The sequence below is a fragment of the Corynebacterium sp. LK26 genome (assembly GCF_014335085.1).
Classification (GTDB): domain Bacteria; phylum Actinomycetota; class Actinomycetes; order Mycobacteriales; family Mycobacteriaceae; genus Corynebacterium; species Corynebacterium jeikeium_D.
Genome location: NZ_PDHB01000004.1, coordinates 114913 through 130023, shown reverse-complemented (window position 1 = coordinate 130023; position 15111 = coordinate 114913). Strand labels below are relative to the sequence as shown.

At 60.1% G+C, this 15111-nt stretch carries 15 protein-coding genes; 10 read left to right on the top strand and 5 right to left on the bottom strand.

Annotation, left to right across the window (positions count from 1 at the left end; all coding sequences use genetic code 11):
- Positions 1 to 7: 7 nt before the first annotated feature.
- Positions 8 to 469, top strand: coding sequence for a GatB/YqeY domain-containing protein (locus CRD13_RS05440; protein WP_048731412.1), 462 nt, complete (start codon positions 8 to 10; stop codon positions 467 to 469).
- A gap of 61 nt (positions 470 to 530) precedes the next feature.
- Here CRD13_RS05440 and CRD13_RS05435 read toward each other — a convergent pair whose 3' ends face one another.
- A complete protein-coding gene (locus CRD13_RS05435; protein ID WP_187401374.1) occupies positions 531 to 2939 on the bottom strand; it encodes a transglycosylase domain-containing protein in 2409 nt (802 codons plus the stop codon).
- A gap of 371 nt (positions 2940 to 3310) precedes the next feature.
- Here CRD13_RS05435 and CRD13_RS05430 point away from each other — a divergent pair, with 371 nt between their 5' ends.
- The 4 genes from CRD13_RS05430 (at position 3311) to CRD13_RS05415 (ending at position 5470) form a co-directional block, all read left to right on the top strand.
- Positions 3311 to 3673 carry a WhiB family transcriptional regulator gene (locus CRD13_RS05430; protein WP_038627417.1) on the top strand — a complete coding sequence of 121 codons (363 nt, stop codon included), beginning with the start codon at positions 3311 to 3313 and terminating at the stop codon, positions 3671 to 3673.
- Between the two features lie 71 nt (positions 3674 to 3744).
- On the top strand, positions 3745 to 3906 hold the full coding sequence (locus CRD13_RS05425; RefSeq protein WP_005511670.1) for a hypothetical protein: 162 nt from the start codon (positions 3745 to 3747) through the stop codon (positions 3904 to 3906).
- Positions 3907 to 4042: 136 nt separating this feature from the next.
- Entirely contained in the window at positions 4043 to 4519 is a 477-nt protein-coding gene (locus CRD13_RS05420; protein ID WP_187401373.1) for a RidA family protein, read from the top strand.
- A 135-nt stretch (positions 4520 to 4654) separates the two neighbouring features.
- The gene (locus CRD13_RS05415) at positions 4655 to 5470 is read left to right on the top strand and encodes an MBL fold metallo-hydrolase (protein WP_070432015.1); all 816 of its coding nucleotides are present in this window, start codon (positions 4655 to 4657) and stop codon (positions 5468 to 5470) included.
- Between the two features lie 573 nt (positions 5471 to 6043).
- Here CRD13_RS05415 and glxR read toward each other — a convergent pair.
- Positions 6044 to 6727, bottom strand: coding sequence for a CRP-like cAMP-activated global transcriptional regulator GlxR (glxR, locus tag CRD13_RS05410; RefSeq protein WP_005511668.1), 684 nt, complete (start codon positions 6725 to 6727; stop codon positions 6044 to 6046).
- Between the two features lie 499 nt (positions 6728 to 7226).
- Here glxR and nth point away from each other — a divergent pair, with 499 nt between their 5' ends.
- From nth to CRD13_RS05390, 4 genes are read left to right on the top strand one after another with little or no spacing between them, the layout of a single operon-like run.
- Entirely contained in the window at positions 7227 to 8156 is a 930-nt protein-coding gene (nth, locus tag CRD13_RS05405) for an endonuclease III (protein ID WP_370549625.1), read from the top strand.
- 16 nt (positions 8157 to 8172) lie between these two features.
- Positions 8173 to 8916, top strand: a complete 744-nt coding sequence (locus tag CRD13_RS05400) for a TlpA disulfide reductase family protein (protein ID WP_150963829.1) — start codon at positions 8173 to 8175, stop codon at positions 8914 to 8916.
- Positions 8913 to 9770 (top strand): CoA pyrophosphatase, encoded by an 858-nt coding sequence (locus CRD13_RS05395; RefSeq protein ID WP_016421925.1) that lies wholly within the window; start codon positions 8913 to 8915, stop codon positions 9768 to 9770. The genes CRD13_RS05400 and CRD13_RS05395 overlap by 4 nt, the downstream gene beginning before the upstream one ends.
- Positions 9767 to 10963 (top strand): MarP family serine protease, encoded by a 1197-nt coding sequence (locus tag CRD13_RS05390; RefSeq protein WP_187401372.1) that lies wholly within the window; start codon positions 9767 to 9769, stop codon positions 10961 to 10963. Before CRD13_RS05395 ends, CRD13_RS05390 begins: the two co-directional genes overlap by 4 nt.
- Before the next feature lie 82 nt (positions 10964 to 11045).
- On the opposite strand, the gene CRD13_RS05385 is transcribed toward CRD13_RS05390, so the two are convergent.
- Both CRD13_RS05385 and CRD13_RS05380 read right to left on the bottom strand, forming a co-directional pair.
- Complete coding sequence (locus tag CRD13_RS05385; protein ID WP_187401371.1) at positions 11046 to 12023, bottom strand: alpha/beta fold hydrolase; 978 nt, start codon at positions 12021 to 12023, stop codon at positions 11046 to 11048.
- Positions 12024 to 12116: 93 nt separating this feature from the next.
- Positions 12117 to 12617: a phage holin family protein gene (locus tag CRD13_RS05380; protein WP_016421928.1), complete on the bottom strand. Its 501-nt coding sequence runs from the start codon at positions 12615 to 12617 to the stop codon at positions 12117 to 12119.
- A gap of 204 nt (positions 12618 to 12821) precedes the next feature.
- On the opposite strand from CRD13_RS05380, the gene CRD13_RS05375 reads away from it, so the two are divergent.
- Positions 12822 to 13829, top strand: coding sequence for a hypothetical protein (locus tag CRD13_RS05375; protein ID WP_187401370.1), 1008 nt, complete (start codon positions 12822 to 12824; stop codon positions 13827 to 13829).
- A 24-nt stretch (positions 13830 to 13853) separates the two neighbouring features.
- Here CRD13_RS05375 and CRD13_RS05370 read toward each other — a convergent pair whose 3' ends face one another.
- Positions 13854 to 14753 carry an HAD family phosphatase gene (locus tag CRD13_RS05370; RefSeq protein ID WP_083308459.1) on the bottom strand — a complete coding sequence of 300 codons (900 nt, stop codon included), beginning with the start codon at positions 14751 to 14753 and terminating at the stop codon, positions 13854 to 13856.
- Between the last annotated feature and the right edge of the window lie 358 nt (positions 14754 to 15111).

Here is a 15111-nt window from a genome sequence, read left to right as displayed (position 1 = left end):
AGGGCGTATGAGTGAACTGAAGAACACAATTGTCTCCGATATGACCGCCGCAATGAAGGCCCGCGACAAGGAAACCGTTGCGGCGCTGCGCATGCTGAAGGCCGCCATCCAGACCGAGGAGGTTTCCGGCTCCAAGCACGAGCTCACCGATGACGAGGTGCTGCGTGTGATTGAACGGGAGGTCAAGAAGCGTCGCGAGTCCGCTGAGATGTATGCCGAGAACGGCCGCCAGGAACTTGCCGACGCCGAGCTCGCCGAAGCAGAGGTTTTCGCCCGCTACCAGCCGGAACAGCTTGACGACGACGCCGTGAAGAACCTCGTCGCGGAATCCGTGGCCGAGGTTGCTGGCGATGGCACGCCGAGCATGAAGATCATGGGCCAGGTTATGAAGGTGGCTAAGGAAAAGGCCGCTGGCCAGGTCGATGGCAAGCGGCTTTCCGAGGCCGTTAAGGCTGCCCTGCAGGGCTAATGCGGCCTTTCGCCGTTTTCCCTTTTCGGCGATAAGCGTTGGAGCTGCCTTCTAGGGTGAACTAGAACGGCAGCAGTGGAATCAGATCCCGCAAGCTCGGCGCTGGCGGAGTGTTGGGACGAGGGAACTGCGGTAGCGGATCCGGCCGGGTCGTCGTCGAATCCGGCCGCGGTGATGGCGCTGGTGGCGGGGTCGGACGGCGGGTGCCATCGGCCACGCGAATCGTGACGGTGCCACCCTTGAGTAGTAGCGGCGGCTGATCCAACCCGACCACGATTCCGCGCGACTCGCCGGTGAGGGAGACTGTGCGTTCCTCTACCTTGTAGCCGGCCTTCTTAAGGGTCTCCCGGGCCTCGGCCTTCTGCATGCCCACCACATTCGGCATTTGGGTGATAGAGGTACCCAGTCCGTAGTCCGAATCCAGTGGTGGGAGGTTCTTTCCGCCATAGTCCTCGATGACCGGGCCGACTGCGCCGAACCATGTCCGCGCGGGCTCGCGACCACCAAAGAGGTTGCCGTTCGGGCACTGGCGCAGCGGCGACGTGCACAGCTCCGTGACAGTCGGGGTGTCGTTGTAGGCGTACACCGATCCGGCCAGGCCGCCGGTGAAGCCCAGGAATGCCGCGGACTGGTTCGACTCGGTGGTACCGGTCTTAGCCGCGACTGGACCTTCCCAATTCAGCTCTTTCGCGGCATCCTTCGCGGTGCCATCGGTGGCGTCATTGCTGAGCGCATTAGCAATCGCGTGCGCGACACCCGGCTCCACTGCCTGCTCGCACGGTGGCACATTCAGCTTGACCGCATTGCCCTTGGAATCCGTGATCGACTCAATCGGAGAGGGCTCGCACCAGCGGCCATTGCTGGCCAGGGTGGCAGCGACATTGGACAGCTCAAGGTTATTCACCGGCGTCGGACCCAGCACGAACGAGCCGAGCTTATGCTCCGAGACATAGTCCGCCACCGAGGACTCACCATCAAAACTGCCCGGCTCCGTGTATGAGCGCATGCCCAGGCGTACCGCCATGTCCATCACGCCATCGACGCCGACCAGCTCCGAAATCTGAATAAAAGGAGTATTCGGCGACCGTGCGAGCGTCTCACGTAGCGACATCGACGGCGGGAAACTACCTACGTTCTCCACGCAGTACAGGCCCGGCGGGCAGCCCTCTGCGCCACCGGTGCCCAGCCCGGAGGCCTCATAACGACGCGGCACCGGGAAGTTGGTGTCAATACCCAGCCCCTTTTCCACCGCCGACGTCGCCGCGAAAATCTTAAAAATCGAGCCCGCGCCATTGCCCACCGGCGTAAATGGCTGCGGCTGCACGGTCTGCATTTGTTCCGCATCGAGGCCGTATACGCGTGACGACGCCATCGCGAGCAACTTCCTGGAGTCATCCCCAGGCTCAAGCAAACTCATAACCTCGGCTGCGCCATCCGCAGTCGGTGAGGCCTGCTGACGCAGAGACTCCTGCACGCTGTCCTGCACACGCGGGTCCAGTGTGGTCTTCACATGGAAGCCACCGCGCTTGAGCTTCTCGGTCTCAATACCGTGGTTCTCCAAGTAGGAGACCACATAGTCACAGAAGAAACCGCGATCGCCCGCCGCGATGCAACCCTGCGGCAGGCGCTGAGGCTCCGGAAGAATACCGAGATCAGCTGCCTTGGCGTCCTGAGCCTCCTGCGGGCCAATTGCCCCCGTGGATTCCATAGCCGCAAGCACGTCGTTACGCCGTGCATGCGCACCTTCCGGATTTGTATACGGATCGAGCCCGGAAGATTGCTGAACCATGCCCGCGAGCAGAGCGGCCTGCGGGACATTCAGATCGGACGCGGGAATGCCGAAGTAGGTCTGAGCTGCAGCTTCGACGCCGAAAGCGCCATTGCCGAAGGGGACCAAGTTTAAATACTTGGTCAGAATCTCGTCTTTCGTCAGCTCATCTTCCAGATCCAACGCGATGCGAATCTCGCGGATCTTGCGACCATAATCCGTGGCAGTGGCAGCGCGGCGCTCCGACTCCGACTGCGCGTCCACGAGCAGCGTGTGGTTCTTAATCAACTGCTGCTCAATCGTGGAGGCGCCTTCCTGCACCGACTGAGACATGAAGTTCTTTACCGCCGCACGAGCAGTACCCTTCCAGTCCACACCAGAGTGCTCATAAAAGCGCCTATCCTCCACGCTGACCAGCGCATCCTTCATAGCTGGCGAGATGCGTTCCGACGGCACATTAAACCGCCGCTGATCATAGAGCCACGCAATTGGCTGATCATTACGATCCGTAATAGTGGTGACCCCTGGTGCGTCCTTAGAAATCACCGACCGCGACGCCGACGCGAATTCATCAGCCGTGCGCGCAACGAGGTAGGCCGAGCCGCCCACAAGAGGAAAGAGGGCGCTGGCCATAATCAACGCTGCCAACACAGTGGCAACGGAGAGCTTGAACAGCGTCGAACCTTTATTCACAGCAATCACACTACAAGGTAGGGCGGATTGAGCCGAAGTGGGTTTTCGAAAATCCACCTAGTGACATGCCCGGGGAGTCCAGTAAAACGCCTGGCGAGCGGGGGAGGGGGCGCTACGAATGCCCTTACAACACCGCGCAACTCGTCGTGTAGTGGTTTCCGGAAAAAGATTTTCATAGTGACGCAAATCACCCCCGTGCTTTTGTTGGAAAAAGTTGCCCCACCTGCATCGTTATATTTAGAGCTGCGCCACGTCCACCCTTCTAGTGTGACCCAATCGACATTATTTGGGTGGTGTGAATAGACTTACAACAAAATTTCAGCACTATTTAGTTGAAACTATTTCGAAATAACGAAAATCGCAGGCACGAGGAGGCTACAATGACCGCCACGATTCCAGATCGCAACCGCACTGCTACTACGCCAGAATACGAGCTCGGTGTAGAGAGCTTCCGCGATCGCCAGGAGTGGGTCCCGCGCGCTAAGTGTCGCGATATTGACCCGGATAAGTTGTTCGTTCGCGGCGCCGCACAGCGCGAAGCCGCAGTTATCTGCCGCCACTGCCCAGTGGTTCTGCAGTGCCGTGCCGACGCTCTGGATAACCGCGTCGAGTTCGGCGTCTGGGGTGGCCTGACCGAGCGTCAGCGCCGCGCAATGCTGCGTGAGCACCCGGAAATTACTTCGTGGGCCGACTTCTACGCTGAGCAGTACGCAGCTCAGCGCAAGGCAAAGCTGGCTAAGTAAAAACCGAACTTAGACCGAAGTAAAACTGAACCCCCAGCGCGCGAGGCTGGGGGACAGATAAAGTAGCTTCCATGACTACTAAATGGGAATACTTCACCGCACCGCTGCTCATTCACAACACCAAGGCCATCCTGGACAACTTTGGTGAGGACGGCTGGGAACTCGTCACTGTTCTCCCCGGCCCGACCGGCGAAAACCACGTCGGTTACTTCAAGCGCCCGAAGGCTGACTAATTACCTCGGTGTCTAGCACCTAACTAACAACGGCGGTTGTGCTTTCGATTGGCAGCTGACTCACGGTTGGCTGCCATCTTTCTTTGGCCGGCTTTATTCGCCCGGCCCCCAGTCGCCGTGGAAAGGCTTAACTTAAATGAGCAACTCTGAATCTCGCACTCCTTCCCAGGCCCTCGAGGGCCTGGGGCTTACCCTGCCTGCAGTTGCCGCGCCAGTTGCGGCCTACGTACCCGCAACGCGCACGGGCAACCTTGTTTTCACCTCCGGTCAGCTCCCATTCGTTAACGGCGAGCTCACCCACGTCGGCCACGTCGGCGCAGAAGTCACTGCTGAGGAGGCCAAGGAGGCCGCCCGCACCTGCGCTCTTAACGCTTTGGCCGCAGTCGATGCTGAGGTTGGCCTAGACAATGTCACCCGCATCGTGAAGGTCGTCGGCTTCGTCAATTCCGCCGCCGGATTCACTGGTCAGCCGGGCGTTATCAATGGAGCCTCGGAACTCTTCGGCGACGTCTTCGGCGAACGCGGCCAGCACGCTCGCTCGGCAGTGGGTGTGAATCAGCTTCCGCTGGACGCTCCCGTGGAAGTTGAAATCATCGTTGAAGTAACCCAGTAGCTGCTGTATTTGTTGCCGTGACCAGTGGGGATGTTGCGTTCTCCGGGGCGTCGTAAAGCGTGCTTACACCCAAATGAGCCGAATTGGAGGGCGTAGCGCGCTCCCCGGATTGCGCAACCACGTAGGATAGAGGACATGGAGCATCCTGCGTATAGCCAACTGCGTCAGATTTCTCAGTCTGTGGGCGTCGTTCTGTGCCCGAACCCCAGCTACTCTTCGCTGGAGGGTACGAACTCCTACGTTATTAAGGCTGAGGGGGATAGCCGCAGCATTGTCATCGATCCGGGTCCGGAGGACGAGGGACACCTGAACGTCCTCCAGCGCTATGCCGGCGACGTTGCGTTGATTCTGCTGACGCACCGTCATGGCGACCATGCTGATGGCGCCGCACGTTTCCGTCAGCTCACCGGCGCGCCGATTCGTGAGCTGGAGTCTCAGTACTGCGCGGGAGGTCAGGATCCGCTTGTCGACGGCGAACGTATCGTCCTCGACGGAGTGACTCCGCAGATTGAGGTCGTGGCAACCCCTGGTCACACCGCTGATTCTGTCTGCTACTTCATCCACACTGGTGATGGCGAGGATGATGTTGAAGGCATCGTTACCGGTGACACAATCGCTGGTCGCCACACCACTATGATTTCGGAGACCGACGGCGACCTGGGTAAGTACATGGAAACCCTGAAAATGCTGGATTCGCGCGGCAAGGGTGTTCGTCTGCTGCCTGGTCATGGTGCTGACCTGCCGGACATTACTGTAATGACGCAGAAGTACATTGAGCGTCGTAAGCTGCGCCTGCAGCAGGTGAAGGATGCCGTTGCCAAGCTGGGTGACGAAGCTACGGTGGACCAGATTGTGGATGAGATTTACACCGATGTCGATCCGGTGCTGCGTCATGCTGCTGAGCAGTCGACGCGTGTGACCCTGCGCTACCTGCGCGATCACGGGGAGTAGTTGCTGGGCTTCGGCTTGGGTTTTGGCTTTGGCTTTGGCCGGTTGCTGGGCTGGTCTGGGCTGGGCTTAATTGAGGCTTGGCTGGAGCTGAGTTTGAGTCGCCGCATGAAAAGAGCGTGTGACCTGCAATTTTGCGGGTTGCGCGCTTTTTGTTTGGGGTAGTGCTGGTTGGGGTGGGCTAGTGCCGGTTGGGTGGGTTGGCCTCGTCGGGGCCAGCTCAATCACTTATCGATGAGGTATCCACTTGTCGATGAGCTATAGCGCGCGCATAAGTGAACAGCGCATCGATAAGTGATTGATGCAAGGAGAAATCGGTGAATGGTGCATCGATAGGTGCCGGGAAAGCATCGATAAGTGGCAGAAAAGCGTCGATAAGTGCGCCAAACTTGGCCGGCATGGCAGGCCGGCATACCAGGTCAGCATGCCAGGCCAGCGGGGGAAGACAACAAAAATCCCGCGAGCCTCATGCGTTTCATGTGCTCCTACGGGAACCGAGGATCCAAAAGCAGAGGCTGCGGGATGTGAGTCGTTTGGGCAGCGCCACGTGCGCCACAAGCTAACGTGCGCAACAAGCTAACGTGCGCGTCGAGCCAAACGCTCCGTATCGGAGATGAGCACGGACTTGCCCTCAAGGCGAATCCAGCCGCGGTGGGCGAACTCTGCCAGAGCCTTGTTCACGGTTTCCCGGGAGGCGCCGACGAGCTGTGCGATTTCCTCCTGAGTCAGGTCGTGGTTCACGCGGAGAGCAGAACCTTCCTGAACACCGAAGCGATTGGCCAGCTGAAGCAGGGACTTAGCAACGCGACCTGGGACGTCGGTGAAAATGAGGTCAGCCAGTGAATTGTTGGTGCGGCGCAGACGGCGGGCCAGCATGCGCAGCAGCTGAGCTGGAACATCCGGGTGTGAACCAACCCATTCCTGCAGCTGATCGGCACTCATGGATGCGGCGGAAACCTCGGTGACGCAGACCGCCGAAGAGGTGCGCGGGCCCGGGTCGAAGATGGAGAGCTCGCCGAACATGTCGGACGGGCCCATGATGGTCAACAGGTTTTCACGACCGTCGGCTGAGCGACGAGCCAGCTTCACCTTGCCATCAATAATGATGTAGAGCCGATCGCCCGGCTCACCCTCATTGAAGATGGTGGTTCCACGCGGGAAGCGAACCGTCTCGAGCTCGCCGAGCAAGGCCTGCACAGCCTCCTGGTCGACTCCCTGAAATACACCGGCCCGGGAGAGAATCTCCTTGACGTCATCCACGGTAAAATTCTCCTGTCTTTGGCCACTAACCACCGTAAATACAGGCCAGCAGCCGCCAAATTAGCACTCGACTACAGATTGCAGTGGCCAAACAGGAAGAGAAACTACCCCGTCCCACTAGTCCCACTACTTTCGGTCTTTCCCGGTAACGCCGCTGCCAGCTTTCAAGGCAGGTTCATCCCTGGGCGAATTTCACGACAAATCGCCTCTACAGATGCATCCCAAAACTACGCCGTCACCAAGATGTGATAAGCACCACTGTAGCAAAAGAGCCACTGCGCCTGTGGGGAATTCTGGTGAAAAGCCGCTGAACTGTGTATTTATAACTAATAATTCGCTAACGGTGTTCCAAGATGTGGTGGGGCATGGCTTTTTGGTTTTTGACCGAATATGCCCGAGCTGCTACCGGTCTTATCCGCATCCCGGATGAAACTAAGGATTCGGCCCGCGAAAGGTGCGCACGCGAATTGCAATCCGGGGTAGCCGATACACTACGACCATGGATACGACTGGCAAGGCATCGTCGTTAAGCACGCACCAGATAAACAAACCCCAGCCCACGCACCCGCAGGGATCCCTGACGTCGAAGAGGCGTCGGGCGGTGGGGGCGCATCCGGCGGCGCGGGGGAAGGAGACGCGCCTGGGTATGGTGCGGCGCGCGCGGCGGATTAACCGCACGCTGGCGGTGGCATACCCGAATGCTCACTGTGAGCTGGACTTTCGTAATCCGTATGAGCTCGCGGTGGCGACGATTCTGTCGGCGCAGTGTACGGACGTGCGGGTGAATATGACCACGCCGGCGCTGTTCGCTAGGTACCCCAGCCCTGCCGATTTGGCGGTTGCGAATCAGGAGGAGGTCGAGGAGCTCGTTCGGCCGACGGGTTTCTACAGGAATAAGGCTGCGAACATCATCGGTTTTGCGCAGGGGGTGATGGAGCAGCACGGCGGCGAGGTGCCGGGCACGTTGGAGGAGCTGGTGAAGCTGCCGGGCGTGGGGCGAAAGACGGCAAATGTGGTGCTGGGGAATGCTTTTGGGGTGCCGGGTTTGACGGTCGATACGCATTTTGGGCGTCTGGTGCGGCGCATGGGTCTCACAGAGCAGGAAGATCCGGTGCGCGTGGAGCACGAGATGATGGAGGTGCTACCGCGCGCGGAGTGGACGTGGTTTTCGCACCGGCTGATTTTCCACGGTCGCCGGGTGTGTCATTCGCGTCGGGCGGCGTGCGGGGCGTGCTTCTTGGCGGCAGATTGCCCGTCGTATGGCGTCGCGGGGCCGGCGGAGCCGGAGACTGCGGAGAAGTTGATTAAGTCAGACGACAGGGAATGGCTTCTCTACCTGGCCGGTCTTAATGACGGCTACAGTGGGGAGGAACTTTCCGCGCTTGACGACGGGGATAGCGCGCGCATCACCACAGCGACACAGGACTAGTCGAGGAGCACTTTTCGTGAATGAGCAGGGCGGTCATAGTCACAATGGTGGCCACTATGAGGATCGGCAGGCGGACGTTAACCGTTCGGCATCGCTGATTACGCTGCTCATCGCGGGAATTAGCATTGTGGGTCTGGTGATTTTCGCGATTGTGAATACCACTGGTGGCAATGACGAGGCCGACGGTGGTGGGACCGGATCTGGTGTGAGTGTCGGTGCGGATGGCGCTGGCAGTGATGGTGAAGTGGATGGTGCACCGGCAGCGCCAGCGATGTCAAAGGATGAGATCGCGGCGGTAGCGGGTAGTGGCTCACTGACCGGTGTGCGCTTGCCGCTGTTGGCGGAGTCGGGAGACTCAGCAGGCCAGGACAACGAGGCTGGGCAAGTGGAACTGGTGGACATGGGGCAGGTCGTCGCGGGCAAGCCGACGGTGCTTAATGTCTGGGCGTGGAACTGTGCGCCGTGTCGCCAAGAGCTACCGCTTATCGAGCAATGGGCCAAGGACAACCCAGATGTGCAGGTGGCGACGGTGCATGCGGCTCGCGAGGCGGGGCGTGGCCAAGCCTTCCTGCAGGAAATCGGAGTGAAGCTACCGACCTACTCGGACACGGTCGACGTGGTCGGACCAGCGTTGAATCTACCGCGAGTTGTGCCCATCACCGTGGTGTTTAAGGCAGATGGCACGGTGGCGGCCATTCATCCTGGTGAATTCACCGATGCGCAGCAGATTACTGATCTCGTGCGAGGTGCATTGAAGTGACTCAGGGACAGTCGTGGAATCGTGACGCAAGCTCGGGGCTGTATCTGCCGAAGTGGTTGACCAATAGTTTGCCGCCGCACCTGGTCAGTGCTGATCACGACGCGGCAGGTCACGCCAGCAGCGCCAGCCACGCCACAACAGGCCACTCGGAGCAGCAGGTGGCCGGTCGCTCCGCTTCGTCGTCAAGCGTGAAGCGTGCGTTTGCGAAGTTGCGGCGAGACTCCTCGACGCAGGAGAAACCGTTGCGGAATCCGGCGCGGTCGGCGGTGTTGGTGCTGATCAGCGGTGATGCGGAGGCGCACCAACGGCCGGAGGATGCCAGCGTGGTACTTACGCACAGGGCGACAACCCTGCGTAAGCATGCAGGCCAGATGGCTTTTCCGGGCGGTCGTGTCGATCCCGAGGACGTGGATGAAATCGATACCGCGCTGCGTGAAGCCGAGGAAGAAACCGGCCTGAACCGAGAGACGGTGACACCGGTGCGGGTGCTGGACTCGATTGACATTTCGCGGACTGGCTTCGCGGTGAATCCGGTGTTGGCGTATTGGCATGCACCGCATCCGCTGCGTGTGGTCGACCCTGCAGAGACGGAATCGGTGCTCAATGTGCCAATTAGCCATCTGACGAATCCGGACAACCGCATGATGCTGGGCTATCACGGCTGGACAGGACCGGCATTTAAGGTTGGTGACTTCGTCGTTTGGGGCTTTACCGGCGGCGTGCTGTCCTACTTGCTAGACGTGGCCGGCTGGTCAGAACCGTGGGACGACACCAACGTGCAGAAACTTTTGCCGGTGCTCGCGCGTTCCGCTAATGGTGAAAAACTGTCCGTACTGAAGGGAGGCCGACGATGATGCCTGCAATCGCTGTGTTTGACGTTGCGCTGCTGGCGATTTTCATTTTCACGCTTATCGTCGGCTGGCAGCAGGGCGCCGTCTCGTCGATTATGGCCATTTTGGGCGTTGTCCTGGGCTTGGTCATTGGTGTGCCCTTGGCGCCGCTAGCTATGGCGCAGGTCGAGAACCAGTCGGGAAAGGTTCTCTTGGGCCTCGGCGCGGTGATTCTGTTGGCGTTGATTGGTCATGCGGTGGGAACAGTGGCAGGGCAGTCGCTGCGGAATACCATTCGCTCGCCGTTGGCCGTCGGCCTGGATTCGAGCCTCGGTGCCATCGTGCAGTCCGTGACTGCGCTGGTAGTGACATGGATGATCGCCGTACCCCTGGCCACCGCCGTGCCCGGGCAGTTCGCCGACTGGGTACGTGAGTCCAAGGGCATGAACCTCATTGACCAGGTCGCGCCCGACGAATGGAGCGACGGCTTCAGTGGCATCCTCCGTCAGCTTCGCGATGATGGAATGCCCGCCATCGCTCCGCCATTCGGCTACAAGCAGAACGTCCCCGATGAACCCGCCGACCCCAATGTGATTTCACAAGGTGTCGTCGACAGTATTCGACCGTCCATCGTCCGCGTCTTGGGCGAGGCCCCGCAGTGTGAACGCTTGCTGCAGGGTACTGGCTTTGTCATCGCGCCGGATCTGATTCTGACAAACGCGCACGTGGTCGCCGGTGCCACCACTGTTCGACTGGAAACCGTGGTCGGCATGGCTGACGCGAACGTCGTGCACTACGATCCGCTTGACGACGTCGCCCTGCTCCGAACCACCGACCTACCCCTGGAGCCCATGCAGTGGGCGGATCAGGAAGCTCGTCCGGGCGATGACGCGGTAGTGCTGGGCTTTCCCGAGTCCGGGCCCTTTAAGGCCACACCTGCGCGCGTGACGGAGAACATCATTATTCGAGGCCCGGATATTTATTCGTCGACTCGGCACGAGCGTCAGTCCTATGTTCTGAAGGCAGATGTGCGCCACGGCAACTCGGGCGGCCCACTGATTACGCCGCAGGGTCAGATTCTGGGCTTGGTCTTCGGTGCCGGTGTGAATAATGACCAGACTGGTTACGCGCTGACGCACGCCGAGGTCCAGCCACACATTGATGAGGCGATGGATAACTACGGGGCGATCGGCACGCAGCAGTGCGTGGCAGGGTAAGCGGAAAGTTGTGTGTCTATGGGCAGGTCAGCCCCAGCCGCAACCGCAGGAGAGTTCCGGCTAACCCCAGCCGAGCCTGAGTCTAAGACCCCTCCGGCAACCAGTGCAGGTGATCCCTGATTGCCTGCACCACAGCCTGAGGTTTCTCTGCCGGCAGGAAGTGCCCACAATCCGGCACAACGCGCACGTGGGTGGAGCTGAGCTCCACTAGCGCACGTGGGGTACGAGTGTCCTGCTCGCCGACGAGCAGCACCGTGTGCTCATCGTTTTTCGACGGGCCCTCCATCGCACTCAACCACTTGCGGAAAGCGGCCGGAGCCGGCCGCGTCCACCAATTCATGTGAGCCAGTGCAGGGCGGAGTGCACCACTGGCCAGGCTGTCAGCCATGAGTTCCGCGGTCTGTTTTCCCTCGGGGGTCTCGGCAAACCCCTGCCCGGTGGTGGACATGGACTCGCGCACGATGCGGTCAATAAGCCGCTGCTGGCGAGCCTCAGCCGCCTGCGTGCTGAACTTATTGCGACGCAACTGCGGTACCCGTGGCCGCGAGTCCCACCACGAACGGCGCAGCAGGGGAGCCAGGCTACTGCGGAAGTCCTCCGACCACGGGCTCTTCAACTGGTTCAGCCACACTTTCGGATGTGCAGCACCACAACCAATAATTCCGGAGACAAGATTGGGCTGCCGCGAAGCCAACGTCCACGCCACCCAGGTGCCGAACCCCTGACAGACCAGCAGCGCGGTCGAGTGCCCCAACGAGCGAATCGATGAGGCGATGTCCTGGGCCGCCTCAAACGGATCGTAGCCTTGCGGTGTTCGGTCGGACTGACCGTAGCCACGCATAGAGATAGCCACGGCGTGCACGGGGAGGGGGTCTCCCGAGTCGTCGTTAAGCAGTGGCAAAACCTCGCGCCATTCAAACCAACCGCCAGTCGAGCCGTGAATAAACAACACGAGCGGATCGGAGGGGCGGCCGCACTCGGCGATGTGTAGGCGCTGGCCGCGGACGTGAATGAGACGATGACGCCAGGGGCCAGTGAGAGAATCGCTGAGGGAGGTCATGAGGGGAAAATACCTTATCCGAAGGGCTTAAACCGGGACTGAATAAGACAAAAGGGCGAGACCAACAAGTCCCGCCCAATTTCTTTCAAGCCTTTAGGTGTACATACCGTTCGACTGCGAAGACTTCTTCGCCGACCCCGACGGCACGACCCCCTTCAGCTCCTGCATCGACTCGATGGTCTTCTCCGGCTTGCGGATCGACTTGACCTTCTTCAGGCCCAGCAGTGCTGCCACACCGGCGATGACCAGCATCAGAACGAAAACGATGAGGAATGCAGCCCAGGTTGGCAGCCAAACATCCAGCAGCCAGCCGAGGAAGAAGAAAAAGAAGAACGAGGAGTACAGCGCGACGACGCCGGCAACCGCGAAGAAGCCACCGCCAACTGCGCCCTTCTTAGCCTCGCCAGCAATTTCGGCCTTGGCCAGCTCAATCTCAGAGCGAACCAGAGCGGAAATCTGCGAAGAAGCATTAGACACGAGCTGGCCGACGCTAGCATCACCCGATGCGTTGCTATCCACATCACTCAGCGGGATAGCGGTAACACGCGGTTCGGTGCCGTCGGTAAAGAGACCCTTCGTATCGTCGTTGCTCACGTGTACTTCCTCCTACGCAGATGGTTGGAAAAGATGGTTTGAAACTTTAAAACTGCAGTTACAAACTGCCATACTACCTCTGATTGTGGGTAGGGCGCGCCATAAGGGCGAAAAAGCCAAGAACTCGTTGAAGTTTTTCTCATCTTTGACCATTTCTATATAAGTTTGTCACTTACTTAGCGGTGAAGAATTAGGGTGTGGGATATGAACAATCAGCCTGAGAACGTGCGTGGAGCCGATGGAGTTGGTGCCGGTGCTGGCAATGGTGACGGCAATGGCGCCGGTGTCGGAAAGGGTGGCCTAGCTGGCATGAGCCTGGGTGTGTCCTCCGTGTCGGCGAAGAAGCGCGCAGAGCGTGAGGCAGCGCAGGCGAAGGCATCTGAATCGGGTGCCGGTCGCGCTGACAGTGCTCCCGCCGCTGCTATCCCGCAGCTTGACCCCAAGGACCCCCTCGCGCCCCTGTGGCAGCTCGACGGCGTTGCACACGCGGCTGATGTCGCGGCCAAGGCTATCCAGGCCGTCCATAGGCACAAGGCCAACCTGCGCAAGCACAACGTCACCGGCTCCGAGTCGGTCCTGCGTGGCGCGCGGGCATCGGCGTGGCTAGAAGGCGGCGAGCCATCGCTTCCCGACGACGGCAACATCACCGATCCCGTACTCGCAGCAGCCCTGCGGGTTGCCGACACCATTTCCCCGGAGTCAATTGGTGAGACCACCCGCGTGTGGCAGCGCGCTCCGCAGCAAGTGCTGGCCAAGTTTGCGTTGAACGCATCGCCCGCAGGTGAGACTGAAGACGGTTCCGAGGCGCGGATGAAGGCCGGCCGTCCGGTCGGTGACGACAAGCTCTCGTCTGCGATGAAGGAGCAGCGTCTGCACGTGCTCGGTGACTTCATCACTGGCCGCAGCCAGATTCACGCTGGTGTGCTCTCGGCGATTGTGCACGGTGAGCTGCTGACTCTGCGCCCCTTCGAGTACCACAACGGCATCATCGCCCGCGCCGCCTCGCGACTGACAACTGTCGCAACCGGCCTGGATCCGCGTGGCTTGGCCGTGCCTGAGGTCTACTGGACTCGCCACCGCCAGGAGTATTTCGAGGCCGCAGAGGGGTTCGCGTCGGGAAGCGCCGATGGCCTGCGTGCGTGGATTCTCCTGCACCTGGAGGGGCTGAAGGCCGGTGCCGTGGAAGCGCGCGGTATCGCCGAAGCGGTGTAGGCGGGCCGGCTGCCGGATGATGGGTTAGTCGGCCTTTGGCTCGTCGTCGTTTTTGCGCAGTGCCAATAGCGTCGCACCCGCGCCAAGCGCCAGTGTGACGCCGGCAAGAATTGCAGCATTGCGTTTCGACGGCGCGCGAAACAGCGGGACGGGATTCCGAAATTGGCGCACAGGCCACTCACGTTCCGTCGCAATCTTGCGCAGAGCGCGATCGGGATTGACCACAACGGGATGGCCGACTGCAGACAGCATGGGCTCATCAGTGATGGAATCCGAGTACGCAAAGCATTCGGCCAGGTCGAACTGGCGCTTTTCCGCTATCCGACGCATCTGCACAGCCTTGTTTTCGCCCCGGCAGAAGAACTCCGTTTCACCCGTGAAGAGCCCATCGCGGACCTCCAGCTCGGTGGCCACCACGTTGTAGACACCGAGCGCCTGCGCAATGGGCTCAACAATCTGCCGAGCCGATGCCGAGATAATGAACACCTGATGCCCCTGTGCGCGGTGTTCACGAATGAGCTCCAATGCCTCGGCGTAGATGTACGGCGTGATGTTCTGCTCTAGGGTTTCGATGGCGACCTGGCGCAGCTCCCTGGCGCTGTGACCAGCGATAAGGGCGGAAAACTGCTCGCGGGTGGCCTCCATTTGCGCCTCATCGTGCCCCTGCGACATGTATAGGGCATGGCTGAGCGCCATTTGCAGCATGTCTGTCGGCGAAATGATGCCGCGCTCGAGGAATTGCTTGTTGAACGCATATGCCGAGCTCTTGGCAATAATGGTTTTATCCAGGTCAAAGAACGCAGCGACGCGAGAGTCAGCGGTGGCGTGGAGGCCTGCAGCGATTTGGGCATCTTTAGAGCTGCTCGTGTCCGTAGAAGCGCGCGGCTGCGGCGTTGTTGAAGCCTTGTTCTCGCCGGTGTTCATAGACTCCGAGCTTACCCATGGATGTCGGGCTCGGGGAGACGTGGGATGTCGGGCTCGGGGAGACGTGACATCGAATATCGTGACATCGAACATATTGGGCATTAAATCCTTTAAAAGGTATTTGCAGATTCCTCGTGATATGTAATACTTGGACGTGGCTGGCCCCTTCTAGTTCTTTTTAGAAACAGACTGCGAGGCCGCCCCGGCTCAATCCCCCCCCCGAGCCGGTTAAAGACGCCTCGCGCCAATCCCCCCCCGGCGCGGGGCGTCGCCCCTTTTTTGGCCCAATGTTGAGGGGCATGTAGTAAAAATGCGGGCTGCAAATGTGAAACTGTGCGAGTCTATGACACTTTCAGGC